This window comes from Micromonospora sp. NPDC004336 (assembly GCF_053602615.1).
Map to the genome: position 1 here is coordinate 1 of NZ_JBSGDY010000102.1, position 22,244 is coordinate 22,244.

The window sequence follows — 22,244 nt, forward strand, 5'->3', positions numbered from 1 at the left end:
GCGGGCGGCGGGCGCCTCGCCACGGCCCCCGTTGGCGGCCCGACCCCGCCCTCGCCGTCGGGCTCGGAGGGATCGGCCGCTTCGGATGTCAGTCTGCCCCGACCGGGTTGACCGTGGACGCCGTCGAGTTGACTTTCCGTGCCAGCTCGGCGTGGCCCGCGCGCCAGGCCTGCGGCGTCAGGCCGTGGACGGAGCGGAAGACCCGGCTGAAGTGCGCCTTGTCCGGGAACCCCCAGCGCGCCGCGATCGCCTGGATCGGGTGGTGGCGCAGGCCCGGGTCGGCCAGGTCGTGGCGGCACCGCGCCAGCCGCAGGTCCCGGATGTACGACGCGACCGTCGACTCCTCGGCCTCGAAGAGCCGGTGCAGGCTGCGCAGCGAGATGTGGTGCGCGTCGGCCACGGTCTGCGGGCTCAGCGTGGCGTCGCCGAGGCGCCGCTGGATGTAGCCCTGGATCTGGGTCAGCAGGGCACGCCGGCGTACCTCGGCGGGGACCGCGTCCTCCGCCACGAGGTGCCGGCCGAGCATGGTGGACGCCAGGTCCAGCGCGACGGTGCCGAGCCGGCCGGCGTCGGCGGCGTGGTACTGCTCGGGGTGGTTGGCCATCTGGACGAGGAACTGCGCCAGCAGCGCGCCGATCCCCTCGGTGCCCGACATCCGGCCGCCGAGCAGTGGCGTCAGCCGGTCGGGCGGCAGCGGCAGCACGGCGTGCGGGATGAGCGCCACCACGGAGCGGGCCAGCTCGTGGCCGTTGTCGTCGCCGAGGTGCCGGACGCCGTGCGGGCGCGAGCCGTCGTAGAAGGTGAACTCGCCGGGCCCCAGCAGGCTGCTCCGGCCGGCCTGGCTCGCCACGCCGTCGCCGTTGACGGTCAGCGCCAGCGTGTAGATCTCCGGATCCGACTGGCGCACCAGCTTCGGCGTCCGCACGCCGTCCAGCGACGGGTAGCGGTAGTTGACGACCTGGATCGGGCCGAGCTCGATGATCTCGGCCTGGGCGGTGAAGTCGTGCGCGTGCTCCGTGCGGATCCGCAGCGGGGACGCCGTACGGGCCACCACGTCGAGCCACATGCCGAAGCGTTCGGTCGGCGGAACCTGCTCGGTGTCGATGGTGGTCCGCCGCAGCATGCCCGCCCCCTGGTCCGTCGCTCAGCACCGGTGGCCATTGTCCACGGTGGCGTTCACGGGCGCAGGCGCGTCGGGTGCGTCCCCGCCTCCCGGCGGGCCCGCGGGTGCGCGCTCAGCCCGCCGCCGCGCGGTCGCGGATCAGCACCTCGACGCCGTCGAGGATCCGGTCGAGGCCGAACCGCCACTCCGCGTCGTGTTCCCCGTCCGACTCGAGCTCGGCATCGGCCAGCAGCTCGCGGATGGCGGGGTAGGGGCCGTGCCGGGTCAGCCGGGCGAGCTGCTGCCAGTACCGCGCGCCGACGTCGTCCGGGCTGAGCTGCTCGCGTGCCGCCGCCTCGGTCATGTCGGCGGTGAGCGTGGCCCAGTACCGGGCGTACCCGTCGACCAGCAGGATGGTCGAGAGGCGTTCGGTGCCGCGCAGGCCGGTGCCGCGCAGGGCGGCGAGCCCCTGCTCCATCCAGCGGACCCCGTTGGGGCCCATCGGCGGGCCGCCGACGGGCACCTGCCGGATCCACGGGTGGCGACGGATCGCCGTCACGGTGGCGTACGCCCAGCGGGCGATGGCCGGCCGCCAGCCCTCGCCCGGTGCGCGCGGCGCGGGTGGCTCCCCGTACGCGGCGTCGGCCATGAGGGTCAGCAGGTCGTTCTTGGCCGACACGTAGCGGTAGAGCGACATGGTGGCCATGCCCAGCTCCCCGGCGACCCGACTCATCGACACCGCCGCCAGGCCGTCGGCCTCGGCCACCCGGATGCCGGCGGCCACCACCTGCTCGATGGTGAGGCTGCGTCGTGGGCCCTTGCCGGGTCGTTCCCGCAGGCCCCAGGCGAGCTCGATGCTCTCCGGCAGCTCGACGTCGGCGTCGCTCATCCCCACCCCCGGTACGTGCCCTTGACCGCCATCCTAGCTTCTGCGTATGGTCTACGCAGAACAGCGTATGACATACGCAGAAGGGTGCGGGTGATGGAGACAGCAGCAGCGGTGGAGACCGTCGGCCTGTGCAAGCGCTACGGCGGGGTGGCGGTGCTCGACGGACTGACCATGCGGGTGGCCCGGGGCAGCGTGTACGCCCTGCTCGGCCCCAACGGGGCCGGCAAGACCACGACCGTGCGGATCCTGGCCACGCTCGCCGTGCCCGACGCGGGCGTGGCCCGGGTGGACGGCCACGACGTCGTCCGCGACCGACGTCGGGTGCGGCGGTCGATCAGCCTCGCCGGCCAGCACGCGGCGCTCGACGACCAGCAGACCGGCTCGGAGAACCTGCGCATGATGGGCCGGCTGGTCGGGCTCTCCCCGGCCGCCGCCCGGCGGCGCACGGCCGACCTCCTGGAGCGCTTCGACCTGGCGGCTGCCGGCGGGCGGCGGGTGGTGACCTACTCCGGCGGGATGCGCCGCCGGCTCGACCTCGCGGCCAGCCTGCTCGGCGAGCCGTCCGTGATCTTCCTCGACGAGCCGACGACCGGCCTCGACCCGCGCAGCCGGCAGGGCCTGTGGGAGGTGGTCGCCGAGTTGGCCGGCGCGGGGGTGACCGTGCTGCTCACCACGCAGTACCTGGAGGAGGCCGACCGGCTCGCCGACCGGATCGCCGTGCTGCACGGCGGCCGGCTGGCCGCCGAGGGGAGCGCGGGCGAGCTCAAGCGCCGCTTCGGCGCCCACCGGCTGGAGCTGACGTTGCACGACGAGCGGAGCTTCGCCGAGGCGGCGCGCCGGCTCGGCGACCGGGTCACGCGCCGGGAGCCGGACCGGCTGGAGCTGGCGGTGGCCACCGACGGCGAGGCGGCGGAAATCCGTCACCTGCTCGACCGGGCCGACCCCGACCGGCGGGGCCTCGCCCGCTTCGTCGTCCGCGAGGCGACCCTCGACGACGTCTTCCTCACCCTCACCGGCGACCCGGTGACCGCCCACCGGGAGGTGGCCCGTGTCTGAGCTGATCCTGCGACCGACCCGCGCCGGCGAGGCGCTCGTCATGGTGGCGCGCTGCCTGCGGCTGTCCCGCCGCAACGTCGACGCGCTGCTCACGTCGCTGCTGCTGCCGGTGCTGCTGATGCTGCTCTTCGTCTACCTGTTCGGCGGCGCGATCGACACCGGCACCCGGTACGTCACCTACGTGGTGCCCGGCGTCCTGCTGCTCTGCGCCAGCTTCGGCGCGGCGACCACCGCCGTCAGCGTGACCACCGACCTGACCAACGGGGTCATCGAGCGGTTCCGCACCATGGACGTCAGCGCCACCGCGATCCTCGGCGGGCACGTCGCCGCCAGCATCGCCCGCAACACCGTCTCCACCGTGCTGGTGCTCGCCGTCGCCGTCGGCATCGGCTTCCGCCCGGCCGTGGACCCGCTGCGCTGGCTGGCCGCGTTCGGGGTGCTGCTGCTCTTCCTGCTCGCCATGTCCTGGCTGTCGGCCGCCTTCGGCCTGCTGGTCCGCACCCCGGAGGCCGCCAGCGGCTTCACCTTCCTGGCGATGTTCCTGCCCTATCCGAGCAGCGCGTTCGTGCCGGTGGAGACGATGCCGGGCTGGCTCCACGGCTTCGCCGACCACCAGCCCGTCACGCCCGTCATCGAGACGCTGCGGGCCCTGCTGCTGGGTACCCCGACGGGCGCGGCGCCGACCCTCGCGGTGGCCTGGTGCCTGGGCATCCTGGCCGTCTCGGTGCCGCTGGCCGCCGTGCTGTTCCGCCGCCGCGTGGCCTGACCGCCCACCCTCACCCGGGCACGCGACGGCGGCACCGGACGACGCCCGGTGCCGCCGTCGTCGTCGTGTCAGTCGTTGAGCACCTGGGAGAGCCGGTCGCGGAAGCGCCGCTCGGAGTCGCTGACCACGTCCCCACCGAGGCCGAGGATGCCGCCGCTGGACGCCGCGCCCACCACCTGCTCGGCGACCTCCACCAGCCAGTGCTTGTAGGCGCCGGCCTCGCCCTCGTCCACCCTGGCGGCCAGCAGCGCCGCCGCCTCCTTGGCCCGGCCGAGCACGTCCTCCAGGTAGGCCCGCGGGTCCGACGGCGCGATGACCGGCAGCTCCTCGCCGGCCTCGGGGTCGCCCACCCGCGAGACGATCTCCCCGGCCACGGCGGCGACCAGCGGACTGGCCGACTCCCGGCCCGCGGCGATGGTCTCCAGCCCCGCCGCGTTCTCCGCCATGGTGCGCCGGGTGCTGTCGGACTCGGCGGCGCTCGCCGCGGTCAGCACCGACTGCGGCAGGCCGACCAGCAGCCCCCACTCCTCGTCGGAGAAACCGAATCCGGTGTACGCCGGCTGCTCGATCACGGCAACGCCCCTTCCCGCACTGAAACGCTCGTCGTCCACGGCCCCGCCAGCGGTGCCCGGCCCAGGCTAGTCGAGGGTCAGCAGGCCCTGTTCGGACACCACGCTGACGGACAGTGTCTTGTACCCCACCTCATCGAAGAGAACCGTCATCCGGTCCTCCTCGTAGCTGAGCACCAGGCCGGAGCCCCACTCCGGGTGCCGGACCTGGCTGTGCACCGGAAAGGGCCCGACCGCGCCGTCGTCGGGGGTGCTGGTCCCGGCGTGGCAGTTGTCGCAGTGCCCGCAGACCTGCGTCATCTGCTCGCCGAAGTAGGCCAGCAGGGTCTGCCCCCGGCACGCGGTGGTCTCGGCGAAGGCCCGCATCATGTCGGTACGCGACCGGGTCACGCTCTGCTGCCGCTCCGCCTCGGCCAGGGCCGCCGCGGCGGCGTCCACCGGGGTGGGCGAGTAGCGGGGCGCGCCGATGCGCTGCTTCGCCCGGGGCTCGGCCGCGCCGACCTGCTCCAGCAGGGCCAGGTACTGGCCGAGCTTGCGCGGGCCCAGGCCGGTGACCTCCCGCAGCTCCTTCTTGCTGCGCGGCTTCCGGCGCAGCAGCGCGGACAGGTCGCGCAGCTCCGTCTCGTCGGGCAGCCCGCCGCTGAAGAAGCGTTGCAGTCCCACGTCCTCGGCCTGCCACAGCAGCAGCACCCGGGCCGGGGCGCCGTCCCGGCCGGCGCGGCCGATCTCCTGGAAGTAGCTGTCCGGCGAGTCGGGCAGCGCCATGTGGACCACCCAGGCGATGTTGGGCTTGTCGATGCCCATCCCGAATGCCGACGTGGCCACCATGATGGGCACCCGGTCGGCGAGGAACGCCTCGTGCAGCTCGGCGCGGGCGCCGGCCGCCATGCCGCCGTGGTAGTGCTGCGCCGGGAACCCGGCGTCGGTGAGCCGGGCCGACAGCTCCTCGGCGGAGCGTCGGGTGGGCACGTAGATGATGCCGGGCCGCGTGTCGTCGCGCAGCAGGGCGATCAGCCGCCGCCACCGGTAGTCCTCGGTCGGGCAGTGGGCGACCTCGACGAACAGGTTCGGCCGGTCCAGCCCGGAGACCACCACCTCGGGCTCGCGCAGCCGCAGCCGCGCGACGATGTCGTCGCGTACGGGCGGCGAGGCCGTGGCCGTCAGCGCCACCACCGGCGGCCGGCCGATGCCGTCGATGAGGTGGCCCAGCGCCAGGTAGTCCGGGCGGAAGTCGTGCCCCCAGGCGGAGATGCAGTGGGCCTCGTCGATCGCCACCAGCGCCGGCCCCAGCGACTTCACCTCGGCCATCCGGTCGGGGTTGGCGAGCTGCTCCGGGGTGATGAAGAGGAACTCCGCCCGCCCGTCGCGGATCTCGGCGATCGCCTCGGCCTGCTGCGCGGGCGACTCGTTCGAGCTGATCCGCACCGCGCGCAGCTCCGGCCGCTGGCGCTCGTTGAGCGCCGCGATCTGGTCCTGCTGGAGGGCGAGCAGCGGGGAGATCACCACGGTCGGGCCGGGGATCAGGCTGGCCGGGATCTGGTAGATCGCCGACTTGCCGGCGCCGGTGGGCAGCACCACCAGGGCGTCGCGGCGCTTCATGACCGCCCGCATGGCGGCAAGCTGGTGGGGTCGCAGCGCGGTCCAGCCGAAGAGGTTCTTCGCCGCGCGGCGCAGCGTCGTCGAGTGCGTGGACAGTTTCATCGAGGGCCGGAGGTACCCCCGGCCATCAGCGGCGAAACCGCGGCTCCGGGTGGCGTGGGCGATCCCTCGGCCACGGGCCGGGCCGTCACGGGCGCGGGCACCCGCGCCCGTGACGCGGGTGCCCGTGGCCGGGGGGATCAGCGTACGCGGGGCAGCACCTCGCGCTGGTAGAGGTCGAGCAGGCCCTGCCAGTTCGGGCCCGTGTTGGCCACGTAGATCTCGTCGAAGCCGGCCTTGGCGTACTCCTCGATCTTCGCCAGGTGCGCGTCGACGTCCCGCCCGCAGACGAACGCGTCCTTCATCATCTCCGGCCGGACCAGCTCGGCGGCCTGCTCGAAGTGCCGCGGCGAGGGGAGCACCTGGGACAGCTCGCCCGGCACCCCGGCGTTCGGCCACCGCTCGTACGCGAGCAGCATCCCCTCCTCCTCGGTCTGCGCGTACGCCGCCTTGAAGCCGGCCTGGCACGGTTTGTCGCCGCCGCCGTTCTCGCGGAACCTGCGGACGAGGTCGGCGTCGGGGGAGGTGTTGACGAAGCCGTCGCCGATCCGGGCCGCCAGGTCGACGGCCTTCGGGCCGAAGCCGGAGACGTAGACCGGCGGGGGAGTGTCCGGCAGCGTGTAGATCCGGGCGTGCTCGACGGTGTAGTGCCTGCCGTGGTGGTTGACGAAGCCGCCCCGCCACAGCTCCCGCATCACCTCGACGGCCTCCTCCAGCATCTCCAGCCGCACGTCGGTCTGCGGCCAGGCGTCGCCGAGGATGTGCTCGTTGAGCGCCTCGCCGCTGCCGACCCCGAGCACGAACCGGCCGGAGTGCATGACGGCGCTGGTGGCCGCCGCCTGCGCCACGACGGCCGGGTGGATGCGCACCGTCGGGCAGGTCACGGCGGTGGTGACGGGGAGCCGGCAGACCTGGCTGAGCGCGCCGATCACCGACCAGACGAAGGGGCTCTGCCCCTGCGCGTCCGTCCAGGGGTGGTAGTGGTCGGAGATCCAGAGCGCCTCGAAGCCGGCCCGCTCCGCGCCGCGCGCCTGCTCCAGCAGCTCCGCGGGCGCGTACTCCTCGGTGGACAGAAAGTAGCCGATCCTCATCGTTCCCCCTCGCCGTGTCGTACCGGGTCCAACGAGGCAGGCGGTACCCCGGTGGCCGCGGAAGGAACCGGCCGGCCGGCGCGGGCGGGGATCAGCGCCGGAACATCGCGCGGATCGCGGCGAGCAGCAGCAGGCCGCCGACCACCAGGCCGAGCAGGCGTACGCCGGGGACGTCGGCCGGGCTCGTCGCGTCGGCCAGCAGCAGGAGATCCATCCCCGAACTGTCCCCAGCTCCGCGCCGGACGGCAACTGTAAGGTTTATTGACTATTTAGTCGCGCGATGTGACCATGGCAGCACCGCCCGCCGGTGGCGGGCCCGCGGGCGCGGAGAAGACGGGGGTACGACGACCGCATGAGCCAGCGAGACTTCAGCCAGCACCCGGGCGGGCCGGCGTGAGCGGGCGGACCCGCACCGGCGGCGCGGCGGCCCACCCCGCCCGGTGCGGCGGGCACGTCGGCGCGGCTCCGCGCTCCGCCCGGCACGGCGGGCACGTCGGCGCGGCTCCGCGCTCCGCCCGGCCCGGCGGCGCCGCCCCGCGCGACGGGGCCGACGACGGCCGACCGGTCACTCCCGGGCGGGCGGGGGTCGCGGCGTGAGCGCGGGAAGCCTGGCGGCCCTGGCCGCCGCCGTCCTGCAGCCCGGGTTCGTCGGCACCACCCCGCCCCCCTGGATCTGTCGCTGGCTCGGCGAGGGCCTCGGCTCGGTGGTGCTCTTCGCCCGCAACGTGGTGGACCCGGAGCAGGTGGCCGAGCTCACCGCCAACCTGCGCGCCGAGCGCCCCGACGTCGTCGTCGCCATCGACGAGGAGGCCGGGGACGTGACCCGGATCGAGTCGGCCCGGGGCAGCTCCCGGCCCGGCAACTTCGCCCTCGGGGCGGTGGACGACCCGGCGCTGACCGAGCAGGTCGCCCGGGACCTCGGCGCCGACCTCGCCGAGCTCGGGATCACCCTGAACTACGCGCCGGACGCCGACGTCAACTCCAACCCGGCCAACCCGGTGATCGGCGTCCGCTCCTTCGGCGCCGAGCCGGCGCTCGTCGCCCGGCACACCGCCGCCTGGGTGCGGGGCCTGCAGGCCGGCGGGGTCGCCGCGTGCGCCAAGCACTTCCCCGGGCACGGCGACACCCGGGTCGACTCGCACCACGACCTGCCCCGGATCACGGCCGACCGGGAGCGCCTGGACGCCGTCGAGCTCGCCCCGTTCCGGGCCGCCGTGGCCGCCGGGGCGCAGGCGGTGATGACCGGCCACCTGCTGGTCCCGGCGCTGGACCCGGAGCTGCCGGCCACCCTCAGCGGCCGGATCCTCGGCGGGCTGCTCCGCGACGAGCTGGGCTTCTCCGGCGTCGTGGTCACCGACGCGGTGGAGATGCGGGCGGTCGCCGACCGGTACGGCTTCGCCGGCGCCGCCGTGCGCGCCCTCGCGGCCGGGGCCGACGCGGTCTGCATCGGCGGGGAACGCGCCGACGAGGAGTCGGCGCGGCTGCTGCGCGACGCCGTCGTGGCCGCCGTCGTCGCCGGCGACCTGCCCGAGGAACGCCTCGCGGAGGCGGCCAAGCGGGTCGGCGAGCTCGCCGCCTGGACGGTGGGCGCCCGCGCCGGCCGGCCGCCGCGACCGCGCCCCGGCGTCGAGGGCTCGGCGGTCGGGTTGGCCGCCGCCCGCCGGGCGCTGCGGGTCACCACCGCGCCCGCCGGCGTCGGCGCGCTGCCGCTGACCGGCCCGGTGCACGTGGTCGAGTTCGAGCCGCCGCGCAACATCGCGATCGGCCCCGAGACGCCCTGGGGCCTGGCCGCCCCGCTGACCGCCCTGCTCGCCGGCAGCACCACCGCCCGCTACGCGGAGGGCGACGTGCCCGCCGACCCGACCGTCGGGGCGGCCGGCCGGTGCGTGGTGCTGGTGGTGCGCGACCTGCACCGGCACGGCTGGATGCGGGCGGCGGTGCGGCGCGCGCTGGCCGCCCGCCCGGACGCGGTCGTGGTCGAGCTGGGCGTGCCCGAGGAGGTCACCGGCGCGGTCCACGTCGCCACCCACGGCGCCACCCGGGCCGCCGCCCACGCCGCCGCCGAGCTGCTGACCGGCCGCTGACCCGCGCGGCCCGCCTGGTCGTCCCGCTACGCCTCGGGGACGACCAGGTCGGCGTACTCGGGGTGCCGGTCGATGAAGGCGGACACGTACGGGCAGCGCGGCACCAACCGCGCCCCACGCTCGCGGAGCTGGTCGAGGGTGCCCCGGACCAGGGCCGCGCCGACGCCCATGTTCTGGAACCCCGGGTCCACCTCGGTGTGGGTGAAGACCAGCACCTCGCCGCGCGGCAGGTAGGCGGTGAACCCGGCCAGCGCGTCGTCGACGAGGATCTCGAAGCGGTGCTTGGCGGGATTGTCCTCGACCAGGGTGCTCACCCGGCCATTCTGCCCCCGGTGCCGGCGAGCCGGTCCAGTTCGCCGAGCAACCGGTCCACCTCCCCGGCGGTGTTGTAGTGGTAGATGCTGGCGCGCACCGCGCCGCCGCTGTCCCGCAGCCCCATCGCCTGGAAGTACTCGTAGGCGTAGTAGTCGCCCGCGGAGAGGCAGAGCCCCGCCGCGCCCAGCTCCTCCTGGGTCCGCCGCGGGGAGAGCCCGGCCAGCCGGAACGACACGGTCGGGCAGCGCCGGGCGGGGGAGCCCAGCACCCGGACGGCGGGCAGCGCGGCCAGCCCGGTCAGCAGCCGGTCCAGCAGCGACTCCTCGTGCGCCCGCGCGGCGGCCAGCCCGGCACGCAGCCGCTCGCGGCGGCTCCCGGTGGCCGCCGGGTCCAGCCCCGCCAGGTGGTCCACCGCGGCGGCGACGCCGGCCAGCAGCGGGAAGCTGGGCGTGCCGTACTCGAAGCGCTCCGGGACCGCGTCGGATGAGGGCAGCAGCTTCGCCGGGCGCAGCCCCTCCCACGTGGCCGGGTCGGCCACCATCGCGGCCAGGTGCGGCCCCGACCACTTGTAGGCGCTGGTGACCAGGAAGTCGGCGCCCAGCGCGGCGAGGTCGGTCGGGCCGTGCGGCACCGAGTGCACCCCGTCGACGCAGACCAGGGCGCCGGCGGCGTGCGCGGTCCGGGCGATGGCCGCAACGTCGGGGACGGTGCCGATCGCGTTGCTGCCGGCGGTCACCGCGACGAGGCGGGTGCGCTCGCCGACCAGGTCCGCGTACTGGCCGGCCGGCAGCTCCCCGGTGTCCGGGTCGAACTCGGCCCAGCGCACCGTAGCGCCCGCCGCCTCGGCGGCCTGCGCCCACGGGCGGACGTTCGCGTCGTGGTCGAGCCGGGAGAGCACCACCTCGTCGCCGGGCCGCCAGCCCGCGCCGAGGGTGCCGGCCAGCGTGTAGGTCAGGGCCGTCGCGCTCGGACCCAGCACCACCCCGTGGGGCTCCGCGCCCAGCAGGTCCGCCACCGCCGCGCGGGCCGCCGCCACCATCTCCAGGGACCGCCGCCCGGGCGTGAACGCGGCGCTGCGGTTGCCCACCGCCGTGCGCATCGCGTCGGCGACCGCGTCGATCACGGGCCCGGCGGTCTGGGTGCCGCCGGCCCCGTCGAGGTGGACGAAACCCTCGGCCAGGGCGGGGTAGGCGGCGCGGGTGCGGGCGATGTCGAAGGGCATGCCGGCGACCCTAGCCCCGCCGGCCTCCGGGCCGGCGGGCCCGTCCACGCCGGCCGATGATCACCGCGCTGCCGGTGTCGCGGGCGTCTCGTACCCTTGGCGGGGTGACGAACCGACGCGTTGACTCCCCGCTGACCCCCACCCGCCGGGCCGCCGGCCTGCTGGCCGGCCTGGCGCTCGGCGTCGCCCTGCTGGCCGGTTGCAGCTCCGAGGGCGCCCGCACCGACTGCGGCCTGGACGCCTGCACGGTGACCTTCGACCGGGGCGTCGAGGCCAGCGCCACCATCCTCGGCGTGGAGGCCAAGCTGGTCGGCGCGCAGGGCGACCAGGTGACCGTCGAGGTCGCCGGCGAGCAGCTGTCGCTGACCACCGGCCAGCAGGCCACCGAGGTCGGCGGGTTCTCGGTGACGCTGGACAGCGTCACCGACCAGGAGGTCAAGATCCGGGTGGCGCGGGGCGGCGGCAACTGACGCCCCGAGGGGGCGGTGGCCGACGTTTGGAAATCTTCGTATTCGGTGATTGTGGCGCCATGTCACTCACCCGGAACGCCGAAGCCACCGCCTCCCGCACCGCGAACAGCAGGTGGCTCGAACTACTGGCCCGTGTCGGTTTCATCGGCTACGGCATCGTGCACCTCCTGTTCGCCTGGTTGGCGCTGCAGATCGCGTTCGGGAAGCCCGCCGACGACGGCGACCAGTCCGGCGCCCTGCGCACCCTCGCCGCCCAGCCGCTGGGCAAGTTCCTCGTCGTCACGATCTCGGTCGGCCTGCTCGCCATGGCGATCTGGCAGGCGCTGGAGGCCGCCGTCGGGCACCGCGCCGAGCGCGGCAAGGAACGGGTCTGGGAGCGGCTGGCCTCGCTCGGGCGGACCATCGTCTACCTCTACTTCGCCTGGACGGCCTTCAAGGTCTTCAAGGACGCCAAGTCGAACAGCGCCGACCAGCAGGAGGCGCTCACCGGCAAGGCGATGGAGTCCTCCGGCGGTCGCTGGCTGGTCGGGCTGGCCGGGCTCGTGCTCGCCGCGATCGGCGTCGGCCTGGTCATCTACGGGATCATCAAGCGCTTCGAGAAGCACCTGAAGACCGGCGAGATGAGCCCGAAGACCCGCCAGCTCGCCCGTCGGCTCGGCATCGCCGGCTACGTCGCCAAGGGCGTCGCGTACGGCATCTCCGGCCTGCTGATCATCGTGGCCGCCGTCAACTACGACCCGGAGAAGGCCCGGGGCCTGGACGCCGCGCTGCGCACGCTGCGCGACCAGTCGTACGGGCAGCTGGTGCTCACCCTCGTGGCCCTCGGCATCGCCGCCTTCGGCGCATTCTGCTTCCTCCAGTCCCGGTATCGCAAGGTCTGATCCTGGTCGATTCCGGCGAGACCGGGCACCATTGGGCCTTCGTGCCCGAAGCACCACCGCCCGGTCCGACAGGAGGAGAGAAGAACCTGTGCAGAGCTACCTCACAACGATCGTCGCCGCGCTCGCCGCGGCGGCGATCGCTCTCTTCGTGGTCGAGGTCGGGCACCGGGCGGTCCGGCGGCTGGGCCGGCGTTCGCTGCTGCTGACCGAGCTCACCGAGCACGCACACCGGTCGATCCAGGTCGCCGCCACCGTCCTCGCCGTGCAGTTCGCCGTCCGCCTCAGCACCGGCTACGCGGTCGGCGAGCAGTGGCGGCAGGTGCTGCTGCACGCGCTGGTGCTCGCCGTGATCGCCAGCGCCGCCTGGCTGGTCGCGTCGCTGCTCGTCGTCGCGGAGGACACCGCGCTGGCCCGGTTCCGGGTGGACGTGCCCGACAACCGGCACGCGCGGCGGGTACGGACCCAGGTGGTGATGCTGCGCCGGCTGACCATCGCGGTCATCGTCGTGCTCACGATCGGCGTCATGCTGATGACCTTCCCCGCCGTACGCGGCATCGGCGCCGGCGTGCTGACCAGTGCCGGGGTCGCCGGTGTGGTCGCCGCGCTGGCCGCGCAGAGCCTGCTGAGCAACGTCTTCGCCGGCCTCCAGCTCGCCTTCAGCGACGCGGTGCGCCTCGACGACGTCGTGGTGGTCGAGGGGGAGTGGGGCCGGATCGAGGAGCTGACCCTCAGCTACGTCGTCGTACAGATCTGGGACGACCGGCGGCTCATCCTGCCCACCTCGTACTTCACCAGCAAGCCCTTCCAGAACTGGACCCGGACCGAGGCGGCCGTGCTGGGCACCGCCGAGTTCGACGTCGACTGGGCGATCCCGGTGCAGGCGATGCGAGAGGAGCTGCGCCGGCTCGTGGAGAGCACCGAGCTGTGGGACGGCCGGGTCTGCGTACTCCAGGTGACCGACGCGACCGGCGGCATGATCAAGGTGCGGGCGCTGGTCAGCGCCGCGGACGCCGGCAGCCTCTGGGACCTGCGTTGCCTGGTCCGCGAGCACATGGTTGCCTGGATCCGCGACCACCGGCCGACCGCGATGCCCCGGCTGCGCACCGAGCTCGGCGACGCGGAGAGCAACCTGCCCTGGCAGTGGGTGCGGCCCCGCCGGCCGGTGCGCCGGCTCGCCGACGGCGAGGTGCCGGACGACGCCCGCGTCTTCGGGGGCAGCGACGACGGCGACGCCCGCAGCGAGGCGTTCGTCGGCCCCGACGAGCCCGCCGAGGCCCGCCGCTGACCCCCCGCCCCCACCCGGAGCCCTCGCCGCCTCGCGCGTGCGAGGGCTCCGCTGTTTTCGCCGAACTCCCCGTCGGGGGTCGTGACCTGTGGAGGGCGGGGGCGGTTGGAGGTGTGGGTGGGTTGGTGTCCCGGCGGGGTGCTCGGGCGCGTCGCGGTGGCTTGCGGAAGTTTGACCGGGCGTTTCGTGGGGACCTGCTGCGACGACGCTTCTGCACCTCCTCCCGCGCGCCGTCCCGGCACGAGGGACGCGGCGACCCGGGCCCACCGGGCCGCCGCGCAGGATTGGCGGGCGGCGACTCCGGGCATACAGCGCGGTGATGATGAAAGGAGGACAGCATGGCTGACGTGGCGAACGCCCGCACATCCCGCACCAGGAGCGAGCCGTCCACCGCCGAGCTGGTGCAGCGGGCCACGGAGCAGGTCTCCCGCCTGGTCCGCGACGAGCTGGCCCTGGCCCGCGCGGAGCTGACCCAGAAGGGCAAGCACGCCGGCATCGGCATCGGGCTCTTCGGCGGCGGCGGGGCGCTGGCGCTCTACGGCCTGGGCGCCCTGGTCGCCACCGCGATCCTGCTGCTCGACCTGGTGCTGCCGGCCTGGGCCGCGGCCCTGATCGTCGCGGTGGTGCTCCTCGCGATGGCCGGCATCCTCGCCCTGGTGGGCAAGAAGCAGGTCAGCCAGGCGGTCCCGCCGGTGCCGGCGGCCACGGTGCGCAGCGTCCGGGCGGACGTGGACACGGTCGCCGCCGCCGTGAAGGACAGGGGACGGGCATGACGACGGGCAACGGCCGGGGCAGCGGGGACACCGAGGCGCTCCGGGAGGAGATCCGGCGGACCCGGGTCGAGCTGGGCGAGACCATGGAGGCGTTGGCCGCCAAGGCCGACGTCAAGGCGCGCCTGAGGTCGTCGGCCGACCAGGCGAAGGAGCGGATGCGGGAGCAGGCCGCGCACACCGTGGCCCGGGTCCGCGGGCAGGCGGCGCAGAAGGCCCAGCTCGCGCGCGGGCAGGCGCAGGAGAAGGGGGCGGTCGTCCGGCGTAACCCGACGCCGTTCGTCGCCCTCGCGGCCGGCGCGGTCGCCGCCGCCGTCGTGCTGATGATCATTCGGGGGAGGCGCAGGTGAGCAGGAGCATCGGGCGGGCCGCGTACAAGCCGGTCGGCGTGCTGATGGGCATCGCCGCCGGTACGGTCGCGGGCGTGATCTTCCGGCAGGTCTGGAAGCTGACGGCGGGCGACGGCGAGGCGCCCAGCGCCACCGACGAGGACCGCCGCTGGGGCGAGGTCCTGGCGGCGGCGGCGTTGCAGGGCGCCATCTTCGCGGTCGTGCGGGCGGCCGTGGACCGGGGCGGCGCGGTGGGCGTACGCCGGCTGACCGGGCGCTGGCCCGACTGAGCGGGCGACCGCGGCAGGCCCCGCACCGTCACGGCGGTAAGGGGCCTTTCGCATGCCGGTAAGGGCCCGCCCAGCGGATCTTCGGCATCCGTCAGGTCACATGTCGAAGAAATTCGTCGGGTAGGCTGTGCAGAGTTTTCGCTACGTGGTTTGCTGTTCCACGCTGTTGAGAGACAGCGTGGGTTGAGAGAAGTCTCCTGCATTGGGGGCCGCCTCAGGCGCCGCTGCTCGAAAACGGCCAATCGGCCGCACGGCGTGCTCGGCCGCCAGTTTTAGAAGGAGATACACATGGCGCAGGGAACCGTGAAGTGGTTCAACGCTGACAAGGGCTTCGGCTTCATCACCGTCGACGGCGGGGGTGCTGACGTGTTCGTCCACTTCTCGGCCATCCAGACCAGCGGCTACCGCACGCTGGAGGAGAACCAGCGGGTGGAGTTCGAGATCGCCCAGGGTCAGAAGGGTCCGCAGGCCGAGCAGGTCCGCCCCATCTGAGCAGCCCAGGCCGGCAGCCGCCGGCCGGTGGTCGATCCGGCGCCCGGATCACCAGTGAAGCCCCGTATCCCGCCCGGGATGCGGGGCTTTCCGCGTACGCGCGCCGGCCGTCCGTCGGCGACGGCGGGCGCGTAGCCCGAGCCGGCGACCCCTCGCTGACGGTGGGCGCAGCCCCCGCACCCCGCCCGCACTCTGACGCAACCTGCGGCTCCGCTCCCCGGATCTTGGCACGAAATGGCCCCCGGAGGGGCCGTTTCCGACCAAGATCGCAGTGGGGGTCGGGGTCGGTGGCCCGAAACCGGGGCGCGGCTCAGCCCGAATCGCCGGCCCTCTCAGCGGCGGCGACGGGCGCGCAGCCCGAACCAGAGCACGACCAGTCCGATCAGGACGACGACCGGCCCGACGACCGCCCAGAGCCGCTGGTCGGTCATCACGCTGCCCTCGACGTAGCCGAGGCCCTGCACGGTCCAGACCGCCCCGCCGACCACGGCGAGCAGCCCGAGCGTGAGCGGCAGCCACCCCTTCATCGCGATTCCCCCTCGTCGTGCGCCGCCCGGCCCTGGCCCGCCGCGTCGGCCGCGCCCCGGGCGGGACCCCGGTGGACGCCGCCCGCGCCGGCGGCGGCCACCACCGGCGCGCGTCCGGCGGTACGCGAGGTGCCCGCGTCGGCCCGGCTCACCACCGGTCGTGCACCCGGGGCCGGACCAGTTCGTCGTAGACCGCCGCCACCGTGGCCCGCTCCCGCTCGGACAGTGGCGTCTGGTCGGCCACGGCGGCGTTGCCCCGCGCCTGGGCGGCGTTGCGGGCGCCGGGGATGACCACGGTGACGCCGGGCTGGTCGACGACCCACCGCAGCGCGAACTGGGCCATGGTCCGCTCGTCGCCGACCAGCGGCGCCAGCCGGCGTACGGCCGCGAGGCCCAGGTCGAAGTCGACGCCGGAGAACGTCTCGCCCACGTCGAACGCCTCGCCGTGCCGGTTGTAGCTGCGGTGGTCGTCGGCGGCGAAGGTGGTGTGCTCGTCGTACCGGCCGGAGAGCAGCCCACTGGCCAGCGGGACCCGGGCGACGACGCTGACGCCGGCGGCCGCGGCGGCCGGCAGCACCCGTTCGAGCGGCTTGTGCCGCAGCGCGTTGAGGATGATCTGCACGCTCGCCACGCCGGGCCGGGCGATCGCGGTGAGCGCCTGCTCGCAGGTCTCCACGCTGACCCCGTAGCCGGCGACGCGCTCCTCGGCGACCAGCGTGTCGAGGGCGTCGAAGACGGCGTCGTCGGCGAAGACCGCGCTCGGCGGGCAGTGCAGCTGGACCAGGTCGAGGACGTCCACCCCGAGGTTGGCCCGGGACCGGTCGGTCCACTCGCGGAAGTGCGCCAGGGTGTACGCCTCGGGCGTCTGCGCGACGCGCCGGCCCATCTTGGTGGCCACGGTCAGCCCGGCGTCGGGCCGGCCGCGCAGGAACCGCCCGATGAGCTGCTCGCTGCGCCCGTCGCCGTAGACGTCGGCGGTGTCGAGGAAGGAGACGCCCGCCTCGACGGCGGCGGTCAGCACGGCGGTGGCGTCGGCCTCGCTGACCGTGCCCCAGTCCGCGCCGAGCTGCCAGGCGCCCAGCCCGATCACCCCGACGTGCCGCCCCAGCCGGGGGAAGGTGCGCTGCTCCATGCCACCGAGCCTAGTGATCGGCTTGTGGGGCCGCGCGACGGGCCGTACGGTAAAAAGACGGACGTACGGTTTGGGAGGCTGCGATGTGGGATCCGACGACCTACCTGCGCTACGGCGACGAGCGTTCCCGACCCTTCTTCGACCTGCTCGCCCGGGTCCCGGCCGACCGGCCGCGCGCCGTGGTCGACCTCGGCTGCGGGCCGGGCAACCTGACCGTCGCCCTCGCCGGGCGCTGGCCGGACAGCAGGGTGGCCGGCCTGGACTCGTCGGCCGAGATGATCGCGCGGGCCGGGGCCGCCGCGTCCCCTGTCGACTTCGCCGTCGGCGACGTGCGCGACTGGCGGCCCGGACCGGACGTGGACGTGGTGGTCAGCAACGCGGTGCTCCAGTGGGTGCCCGGGCACCGGGAACTGCTCACCCGGTGGGCCCGGGAGCTGCCCGCCGGGGCGTGGCTGGCCGTGCAGGTGCCCGGCAACTTCGACGCGCCCTCGCACCGGGCCCTGCGCGAGGTCGCCGCCCGACCGGCGTGGCGGGCCGGGGTGGCCCCGCTGCTGCGCGAGGCCCCGGTCGACGACGCGGCCGGCTACGCCGAGCTGCTGACCGGTGCCGGGTGCGCGGTGGACGCCTGGGAGACTACGTACGTGCACCTGCTGCCGGCCCGCGCCGACGCGGACCACCCCGTGCTGACCTGGATGGAGGGCACCGCCCTCCGGCCGGTCCGCGCGGCCCTGGACGCCGCCGGCTGGGCCGACTTCCGGGCCGAGCTGGGCGTACGCCTCGCGCAGGCGTACCCGGTGCGGCACGGTCAGGTGCAGTTCCCGTTCCGCCGCGTCTTCTTCGTCGCCCGCACCGGCGCCCGCGCAGAGGAGAACCTGTGACCGACCTGCAAACCTTCATCGCGGGACTGCCCAAGGTGGAGCTGCACGTGCACCACGTCGGCTCCGCCTCGCCCCGCATCGTCGCCGAGCTGGCCGCCCGCCACGAGGGCCGCAGCCCCGTGCCGGCCGACCCGGCCGCGCTCGCCGACTACTTCGCCTTCCGCGACTTCGCGCACTTCATCGAGGTCTACCTGAGCGTCGTGGACCTGATCCGCGACCAGGAGGACGTCTGGATCCTCACCCACGAGGTGGCCCGCGAGCTGGCCCGCCAGCAGGTCCGCTACGCGGAACTGACCGTGACGCCCTACTCGCACGTACGCCGGGGGATCCCGGCGCCGGCCTTCTGCGAGGCCATCGAGGACGCCCGCAAGCGGGCCGAGGCGGACTTCGGCATCGAGCTGCGCTGGTGCTTCGACATCCCCGGCGAGGCCGGCCTGCAGGCGGCCGAGGAGACCCTGCGGATCTCGCTGGAGGAGCGCCCGGACGGTCTGATCAGCTTCGGCCTCGGCGGCCCGGAGATCGGCGTGCCCCGGCCGCAGTTCAAGCCGTACTTCGACCGGGCGCGGGCGGCGGGGCTGCGCTCGGTGCCGCACGCCGGCGAGACCACCGGCCCCGAGACCGTCTGGGACGCGCTGCGTGAACTCGGCGCGGAGCGGATCGGGCACGGCATCTCCGCCGCCCGGGATCCGGAGCTGCTGGCCCACCTGGCCGAGCACCGCATCGGCATGGAGGTCTGCCCGACCTCCAACGTGCGCACCCGGGCGGTCGCCACGATCGAGGAGCACCCGCTGCGGCAGCTCGTCGACGCCGGGCTGCTGGTCACCATCAACTCCGACGACCCGCCGATGTTCGGCACTACCCTCAACGAGGAGTACGCGGTCGCGGCGCGGCTGCTCGACGCCGGCCCGGCGGGGCTGGCGGCGCTGGCCCGCGACGCGGTGACCGCCTCGTTCCTGGACCCGGCGGGCAAGCAGCGGATCACCGCCGAGATCGACGCCCACCTGGCGGCCGCCACCCGCTGACCGGGAACGCCCGGCGGCCCGCCGCCGCGAAGGCTCGGGCGGTCGTCCGTTCGGGTGGGAGGAGAGTGGCGCGCGGCGGGAGCAGGTGTGGGGGGACCGTTTCTCCCGCCGCGCGCGTGGCTCCACCGGCCGGTGGGTGCACTGGGCAGTGACCGGTGGAACTGATGGGTTCGACTACCGATCCTGGCAGCCCGCGCGGCGCCGGGCGCCGGGGTTAATCCGGATCTAAGGAAGACTTGCGTCTGCCCACAGCCCGGCCGACCAGACCGAAGCGGCTGACCTGTCGGGGCGTCGCCTCGGGATCCGCGAGCAGCATCACGACGCTCGCCCCGCCCAGCCGGGCCCGGTCGATGCTCACCGAGCCGTTGGCCTGCAACGCCACCCGCTTGGCGATGTCCAGCCCCAGCCCGGTCGAGCCCTGGTCGCTGGCGCCCCGGCGCAGCGCCCGGTCGGGGTTGGCGATCCCCGGCCCGGCGTCGTCGATGCGGATGGCCACGTAGCCGTCGCGCCGGGAGACCGCCACCTCGAACGCGGTGCCCTGCGGCGTGTAGCGGAAGACGTTGCCGATCACCGCGTCCAGCGCGGCGGCCAGCTCGGCCCGGGGCACCGGCGCGGGGATGCGCAGCTGGGCGCCGGTCACCCGGTGCGGGCGGTTCTGGTCGCCGGCCAGCGCCGCCCAGAACACCATCCGGTCGCGGACCACCTCGCTGACGTCGCACATCGCCGGCCCGGCCTCGTGCGCCACCGCCTTGCGGGTGGTCTTGATCAGCACGTCGATCTCGCCCTCCAGGGTGACGATCGCCTGCCGGATCCGCCGGATGCCGCGCCGCCGGTCCAGCTCCGCCTCGCTGAACGAGCCGACGCTGGTGTCGTCGGGCTCCAGCGCCTCGGCGTCCAGCCGCAGCACCGTCAACGGCGTGCGCAGCCGGTGCGACAGGTCGGCGACCAGCTCGCGCTCGTCGGTGCGGGCCGCCACCAGCCGGTCGGCCATCCGGTTGAAGGCGTGACCGGCCTCGGCCAGCTCGCGCGGGCCGCTGGGCTCTACGCGTACGGCCAGGTCGCCGTCGCCGACCGCGAGCGCCGCCCGGACCAGCCCCCGGGCCGCGTCGACCGCGCGGGCGGCGACCCGGTCGACCACCAGCACCGCCGCGCCCACCAGGGCGGCGGCCACCCCGAGCAGCAGCAGCCACCGGCCGCCGGCGCCCCCGTCGAGCGCCGACTCGGGCACGAAGACCTCGACCACGGCCGTCCGGTCGCCGAGCACCACCGGGTCGAGCCGGAGCACCCCGCCGTCGACGTCGACGACCACCGAGCGGCGCTCGGCCCGCGCCCGCTCCAGGTCCGCCGCGCCCGCCCGGGCCCCGGGCGCCTCCGCCGCCAAGCCGTGCACCAGGGGCCTGGTGTCCGGGTCGTCGCCGGTGGCGGCCACGGCGCGCTGCACCACCTCGGGCTCGGTGCTGACCGCGAGCGCGCCGGTCACCAGGGCGCTGCGCCGGGCGGCGTCCGCCAGCGCCTCCTCGCGGGCCCGGTCGCCGAGACCGGCGGCGAGCGGAACGAGGAAGGCGAGCGCGACCAGGGCGCACATGCCGGCCGTGAGGAGGGCCAGCGACACCCTCAGTCGGGCGCCACCAGCCTGAAACCGACCCCCCGCACGGTGCGCAGGTAGCGCGGCTTCGCCGCGGACTCGCCCATTTTGCGGCGCAGCCAGTACAGGTGAACGTCGATGGTCTGGTCCTCGCCGACCGATGGCTGCCGCCATACCTCCTCCAGAAGCTCCCGGCGGGACACTACCCGGCCCGGACGTGCGGCGAGATAGGCCAGCAGGTCGAATTCCTTGCGGGTCAGCGCCAGCGGCTCGCCGTCGAGGTGGGCGCTGCGCTCGCCGACGTCCACCCGCAGCCCGCCGACGCTGTGCACGGCCGGCTGCACCGTCCGGCTGGCGCGTCCGGCCCGGCGCAGCACGGTGGTGATGCGGGCGTCGAGGTGGGCGCCGGTGAACGGCTTGACCATGTAGTCGTCGGCCCCGGCGCGCAGCAGCCGTACCACCGACTGCTCGTCGTCGCGGGCGGTGGCGATGATGATTGGCACGTCGGTGATGCCGCGCAGCATGCGCAGCGCGTCCGAGCCGTCGAGGTCGGGCAGCCCGAGATCGAGCACCACGAGGTCGGGGGTCTCGGCAGCCACCCGGCGCAGCGCGTCCAGCGCCGTGCCGACGGCGTGCACGGCGTGCCCCCGGTCGGCGAGGGATCGCAGCATCGCGCCGCGTACGACGTGATCGTCTTCGACCAGGAGCACGGTGGCCACGCCAAGACGGTACTCGGCGTGGCAAGTTGATCGCGTTGCGGCGCACCTGGAAACCCGGCAAGCTGGTCCAACGATGTCCTTCACGCTCTTTCCTGACACCCGCCTCGCGCTCGCCCGGGACTCACTCGCCGGCCTGTCGGTCGGCGACGCGCTCGGCGCGCAGTTCTTCGTCCCCGGCCGTTCCGCCGCGCGCTGGCGGGACACGCCACCCCCGGGCCCGTGGCGGTGGAGCGACGACACCGAGATGGCCTGTTCCGTCCTGGCCGTGCTCGCCGATACCGGGCGGATCGACCGGGACGCCCTGGCGGCCTCGTTCGCCGCGCACTACGACCCGGCGCGACGCTACGGCGCCGGCGCGGTGGAACTGCTGGAACTGATCCGCAGCGGCACGCCGTGGCCGGTGGCGGCGGCGTCGGCGTTCGACGGCCAGGGCTCCTGCGGCAACGGCGCGGCGATGCGGGTCGGCCCGCTGGGCGCGTGGTTCGCCGACTCCACCACCCGGGCGGCGGCGCAGGCCCGGGCGTCGGCCGAGGTGACCCACGCGCACCCGGAGGGCGTCGCCGGCGCGGTGGCGGTGGCGGTGGCCGCGTCGCTGGCCGCCCGCGCCCGCCTGGACGGCCACCGGCCCGCTCCCGAGCGGCTGCTGGCGGGAGTGGCCGCCGCGCTGGACCCGGCCGGCGAGGTGCACCGGGGCGTACGCCGGGCGGCCGATCTGCTGGGCCGGCCGCCGCGCGAGGCGGCCGACGTGCTCGGCAACGGATCCCGGGTGACCGCCCAGGACACCGTCGCCTTCACCTGCTGGGTGGCCGCCGTGCACCTGGACGACTACCCCTCGGCGATCCGCGCCTGCGTCGAGGCGGGCGGGGACGTGGACACCACCGCCGCGATCGTCGGGTCGGTGGTGGCCGCTCACACCGGGGTCGGCGTCCCGGGCGGGGTGCCGGCCGACTGGCTGGCCGCCCGCGAGCCCCTTCCCGACTGGTCCGCCTGACTTCCGTCGCGCCCGGCGTCGACCGGCTCCGTCGGGGCGCGGCGACGCCAGCGGCTGTCCAGCCAGCCGAGCGCCGCGCCG

General features: G+C 74.9%; 25 protein-coding genes. 13 read left to right on the top strand and 12 right to left on the bottom strand.

Annotation, left to right across the window (positions count from 1 at the left end; all coding sequences use genetic code 11):
* Positions 1-88: 88 nt before the first annotated feature.
* Positions 89-1,123 (bottom strand): AraC-like ligand-binding domain-containing protein, encoded by a 1,035-nt coding sequence (locus ACWENR_RS20120; protein ID WP_452278505.1) that lies wholly within the window; start codon positions 1,121-1,123, stop codon positions 89-91.
* A gap of 112 nt (positions 1,124-1,235) precedes the next feature.
* Entirely contained in the window at positions 1,236-1,991 is a 756-nt protein-coding gene (locus ACWENR_RS20125; protein WP_452278506.1) for a TetR/AcrR family transcriptional regulator, read from the bottom strand.
* Positions 1,992-2,084: 93 nt separating this feature from the next.
* On the opposite strand from ACWENR_RS20125, the gene ACWENR_RS20130 reads away from it, so the two are divergent.
* Together ACWENR_RS20130 and ACWENR_RS20135 are read left to right on the top strand one after the other, a co-directional pair.
* Positions 2,085-3,047 carry an ATP-binding cassette domain-containing protein gene (locus tag ACWENR_RS20130; RefSeq protein ID WP_452278507.1) on the top strand — a complete coding sequence of 321 codons (963 nt, stop codon included), beginning with the start codon at positions 2,085-2,087 and terminating at the stop codon, positions 3,045-3,047.
* Positions 3,040-3,813, top strand: a complete 774-nt coding sequence (locus ACWENR_RS20135) for an ABC transporter permease (RefSeq protein WP_452278508.1) — start codon at positions 3,040-3,042, stop codon at positions 3,811-3,813. Before ACWENR_RS20130 ends, ACWENR_RS20135 begins: the two co-directional genes overlap by 8 nt.
* A 68-nt stretch (positions 3,814-3,881) precedes the next feature.
* Here ACWENR_RS20135 and ACWENR_RS20140 read toward each other — a convergent pair whose 3' ends face one another.
* The 4 genes from ACWENR_RS20140 to ACWENR_RS20155 all read right to left on the bottom strand — a co-directional run bounded on the left by ACWENR_RS20140 (position 3,882) and on the right by ACWENR_RS20155 (position 7,385).
* Complete coding sequence (locus ACWENR_RS20140; protein WP_452278509.1) at positions 3,882-4,385, bottom strand: hypothetical protein; 504 nt, start codon at positions 4,383-4,385, stop codon at positions 3,882-3,884.
* A 66-nt stretch (positions 4,386-4,451) separates the two neighbouring features.
* Positions 4,452-6,083, bottom strand: coding sequence for a RecQ family ATP-dependent DNA helicase (locus ACWENR_RS20145; protein ID WP_452278510.1), 1,632 nt, complete (start codon positions 6,081-6,083; stop codon positions 4,452-4,454).
* 137 nt (positions 6,084-6,220) lie between these two features.
* Positions 6,221-7,171 (bottom strand): TIGR03557 family F420-dependent LLM class oxidoreductase, encoded by a 951-nt coding sequence (locus ACWENR_RS20150; protein WP_452278511.1) that lies wholly within the window; start codon positions 7,169-7,171, stop codon positions 6,221-6,223.
* Positions 7,172-7,262: 91 nt separating this feature from the next.
* Positions 7,263-7,385, bottom strand: coding sequence for a hypothetical protein (locus tag ACWENR_RS20155; RefSeq protein WP_452278512.1), 123 nt, complete (start codon positions 7,383-7,385; stop codon positions 7,263-7,265).
* Positions 7,386-7,764: 379 nt separating this feature from the next.
* Here ACWENR_RS20155 and ACWENR_RS20160 point away from each other — a divergent pair, with 379 nt between their 5' ends.
* On the top strand, positions 7,765-9,255 hold the full coding sequence (locus ACWENR_RS20160) for a glycoside hydrolase family 3 protein (protein ID WP_452278513.1): 1,491 nt from the start codon (positions 7,765-7,767) through the stop codon (positions 9,253-9,255).
* A 26-nt stretch (positions 9,256-9,281) separates the two neighbouring features.
* On the opposite strand, the gene ACWENR_RS20165 is transcribed toward ACWENR_RS20160, so the two are convergent.
* Together ACWENR_RS20165 and ACWENR_RS20170 are read right to left on the bottom strand one after the other, a co-directional pair.
* Positions 9,282-9,569, bottom strand: a complete 288-nt coding sequence (locus tag ACWENR_RS20165) for a GNAT family N-acetyltransferase (protein ID WP_452278514.1) — start codon at positions 9,567-9,569, stop codon at positions 9,282-9,284.
* A complete protein-coding gene (locus ACWENR_RS20170) occupies positions 9,566-10,792 on the bottom strand; it encodes a cysteine desulfurase-like protein (RefSeq protein WP_452278515.1) in 1,227 nt (408 codons plus the stop codon). Before ACWENR_RS20170 ends, ACWENR_RS20165 begins: the two co-directional genes overlap by 4 nt.
* A gap of 104 nt (positions 10,793-10,896) precedes the next feature.
* Here ACWENR_RS20170 and ACWENR_RS20175 point away from each other — a divergent pair, with 104 nt between their 5' ends.
* The 7 genes from ACWENR_RS20175 (at position 10,897) to ACWENR_RS20205 (ending at position 15,309) form a co-directional block, all read left to right on the top strand.
* Complete coding sequence (locus ACWENR_RS20175; protein WP_452278516.1) at positions 10,897-11,262, top strand: hypothetical protein; 366 nt, start codon at positions 10,897-10,899, stop codon at positions 11,260-11,262.
* A gap of 59 nt (positions 11,263-11,321) precedes the next feature.
* A complete protein-coding gene (locus tag ACWENR_RS20180; RefSeq protein ID WP_452278517.1) occupies positions 11,322-12,143 on the top strand; it encodes a DUF1206 domain-containing protein in 822 nt (273 codons plus the stop codon).
* Positions 12,144-12,231: 88 nt separating this feature from the next.
* Complete coding sequence (locus ACWENR_RS20185; RefSeq protein WP_452278518.1) at positions 12,232-13,428, top strand: mechanosensitive ion channel family protein; 1,197 nt, start codon at positions 12,232-12,234, stop codon at positions 13,426-13,428.
* A gap of 338 nt (positions 13,429-13,766) precedes the next feature.
* Positions 13,767-14,201, top strand: a complete 435-nt coding sequence (locus ACWENR_RS20190) for a phage holin family protein (protein ID WP_452278519.1) — start codon at positions 13,767-13,769, stop codon at positions 14,199-14,201.
* Positions 14,198-14,548, top strand: coding sequence for a DUF3618 domain-containing protein (locus ACWENR_RS20195; RefSeq protein ID WP_452278520.1), 351 nt, complete (start codon positions 14,198-14,200; stop codon positions 14,546-14,548). The genes ACWENR_RS20190 and ACWENR_RS20195 overlap by 4 nt, the downstream gene beginning before the upstream one ends.
* A gap of 8 nt (positions 14,549-14,556) precedes the next feature.
* Positions 14,557-14,817 carry a DUF4235 domain-containing protein gene (locus tag ACWENR_RS20200; protein WP_452278526.1) on the top strand — a complete coding sequence of 87 codons (261 nt, stop codon included), beginning with the start codon at positions 14,557-14,559 and terminating at the stop codon, positions 14,815-14,817.
* Between the two features lie 288 nt (positions 14,818-15,105).
* Positions 15,106-15,309, top strand: coding sequence for a cold-shock protein (locus ACWENR_RS20205; protein WP_007075740.1), 204 nt, complete (start codon positions 15,106-15,108; stop codon positions 15,307-15,309).
* 332 nt (positions 15,310-15,641) lie between these two features.
* On the opposite strand, the gene ACWENR_RS20210 is transcribed toward ACWENR_RS20205, so the two are convergent.
* Together ACWENR_RS20210 and ACWENR_RS20215 are read right to left on the bottom strand one after the other, a co-directional pair.
* Positions 15,642-15,836: a hypothetical protein gene (locus ACWENR_RS20210; RefSeq protein ID WP_452278521.1), complete on the bottom strand. Its 195-nt coding sequence runs from the start codon at positions 15,834-15,836 to the stop codon at positions 15,642-15,644.
* A gap of 148 nt (positions 15,837-15,984) precedes the next feature.
* Positions 15,985-16,968 (bottom strand): aldo/keto reductase, encoded by a 984-nt coding sequence (locus ACWENR_RS20215; protein WP_452278522.1) that lies wholly within the window; start codon positions 16,966-16,968, stop codon positions 15,985-15,987.
* A gap of 83 nt (positions 16,969-17,051) precedes the next feature.
* Here ACWENR_RS20215 and ACWENR_RS20220 point away from each other — a divergent pair, with 83 nt between their 5' ends.
* Both ACWENR_RS20220 and ACWENR_RS20225 read left to right on the top strand, forming a co-directional pair.
* On the top strand, positions 17,052-17,846 hold the full coding sequence (locus ACWENR_RS20220) for a trans-aconitate 2-methyltransferase (RefSeq protein ID WP_452278523.1): 795 nt from the start codon (positions 17,052-17,054) through the stop codon (positions 17,844-17,846).
* Complete coding sequence (locus tag ACWENR_RS20225) at positions 17,843-18,868, top strand: adenosine deaminase (RefSeq protein ID WP_452278524.1); 1,026 nt, start codon at positions 17,843-17,845, stop codon at positions 18,866-18,868. Before ACWENR_RS20220 ends, ACWENR_RS20225 begins: the two co-directional genes overlap by 4 nt.
* Positions 18,869-19,082: 214 nt before the next feature.
* Here the strand turns inward: ACWENR_RS20225 and ACWENR_RS20230 are convergent, their stop codons facing one another.
* Both ACWENR_RS20230 and ACWENR_RS20235 read right to left on the bottom strand, forming a co-directional pair.
* On the bottom strand, positions 19,083-20,453 hold the full coding sequence (locus tag ACWENR_RS20230) for a HAMP domain-containing sensor histidine kinase (protein WP_452278527.1): 1,371 nt from the start codon (positions 20,451-20,453) through the stop codon (positions 19,083-19,085).
* Between the two features lie 29 nt (positions 20,454-20,482).
* Entirely contained in the window at positions 20,483-21,172 is a 690-nt protein-coding gene (locus ACWENR_RS20235) for a response regulator transcription factor (RefSeq protein WP_089001050.1), read from the bottom strand.
* Positions 21,173-21,245: 73 nt separating this feature from the next.
* Between ACWENR_RS20235 and ACWENR_RS20240 the strand changes: the two genes are divergently transcribed.
* Positions 21,246-22,163: an ADP-ribosylglycohydrolase family protein gene (locus ACWENR_RS20240; RefSeq protein WP_452278525.1), complete on the top strand. Its 918-nt coding sequence runs from the start codon at positions 21,246-21,248 to the stop codon at positions 22,161-22,163.
* Positions 22,164-22,244: the final 81 nt, after the last annotated feature.

What these genes read in the sequence shown, in the direction of transcription:
- ACWENR_RS20120 (WP_452278505.1), bottom strand. Translation starts at nt 1,123, where the DNA reads ATGCTGCGGCGGACCACCATCGACACCGAGCAGGTTCCGCCGACCGAA.
- ACWENR_RS20240 (WP_452278525.1), top strand. Translation starts at nt 21,246, where the DNA reads ATGTCCTTCACGCTCTTTCCTGACACCCGCCTCGCGCTCGCCCGGGAC.
- ACWENR_RS20215 (WP_452278522.1), bottom strand. Translation starts at nt 16,968, where the DNA reads ATGGAGCAGCGCACCTTCCCCCGGCTGGGGCGGCACGTCGGGGTGATC.
- ACWENR_RS20205 (WP_007075740.1), top strand. Translation starts at nt 15,106, where the DNA reads ATGGCGCAGGGAACCGTGAAGTGGTTCAACGCTGACAAGGGCTTCGGC.
- ACWENR_RS20180 (WP_452278517.1), top strand. Translation starts at nt 11,322, where the DNA reads ATGTCACTCACCCGGAACGCCGAAGCCACCGCCTCCCGCACCGCGAAC.
- ACWENR_RS20125 (WP_452278506.1), bottom strand. Translation starts at nt 1,991, where the DNA reads ATGAGCGACGCCGACGTCGAGCTGCCGGAGAGCATCGAGCTCGCCTGG.
- ACWENR_RS20145 (WP_452278510.1), bottom strand. Translation starts at nt 6,083, where the DNA reads ATGAAACTGTCCACGCACTCGACGACGCTGCGCCGCGCGGCGAAGAAC.
- ACWENR_RS20170 (WP_452278515.1), bottom strand. Translation starts at nt 10,792, where the DNA reads ATGCCCTTCGACATCGCCCGCACCCGCGCCGCCTACCCCGCCCTGGCC.
- ACWENR_RS20130 (WP_452278507.1), top strand. Translation starts at nt 2,085, where the DNA reads ATGGAGACAGCAGCAGCGGTGGAGACCGTCGGCCTGTGCAAGCGCTAC.
- ACWENR_RS20155 (WP_452278512.1), bottom strand. Translation starts at nt 7,385, where the DNA reads ATGGATCTCCTGCTGCTGGCCGACGCGACGAGCCCGGCCGACGTCCCC.
- ACWENR_RS20195 (WP_452278520.1), top strand. Translation starts at nt 14,198, where the DNA reads ATGACGACGGGCAACGGCCGGGGCAGCGGGGACACCGAGGCGCTCCGG.
- ACWENR_RS20150 (WP_452278511.1), bottom strand. Translation starts at nt 7,171, where the DNA reads ATGAGGATCGGCTACTTTCTGTCCACCGAGGAGTACGCGCCCGCGGAG.
- ACWENR_RS20220 (WP_452278523.1), top strand. Translation starts at nt 17,052, where the DNA reads ATGTGGGATCCGACGACCTACCTGCGCTACGGCGACGAGCGTTCCCGA.
- ACWENR_RS20210 (WP_452278521.1), bottom strand. Translation starts at nt 15,836, where the DNA reads ATGAAGGGGTGGCTGCCGCTCACGCTCGGGCTGCTCGCCGTGGTCGGC.
- ACWENR_RS20190 (WP_452278519.1), top strand. Translation starts at nt 13,767, where the DNA reads ATGGCTGACGTGGCGAACGCCCGCACATCCCGCACCAGGAGCGAGCCG.
- ACWENR_RS20230 (WP_452278527.1), bottom strand. Translation starts at nt 20,453, where the DNA reads ATGTGCGCCCTGGTCGCGCTCGCCTTCCTCGTTCCGCTCGCCGCCGGT.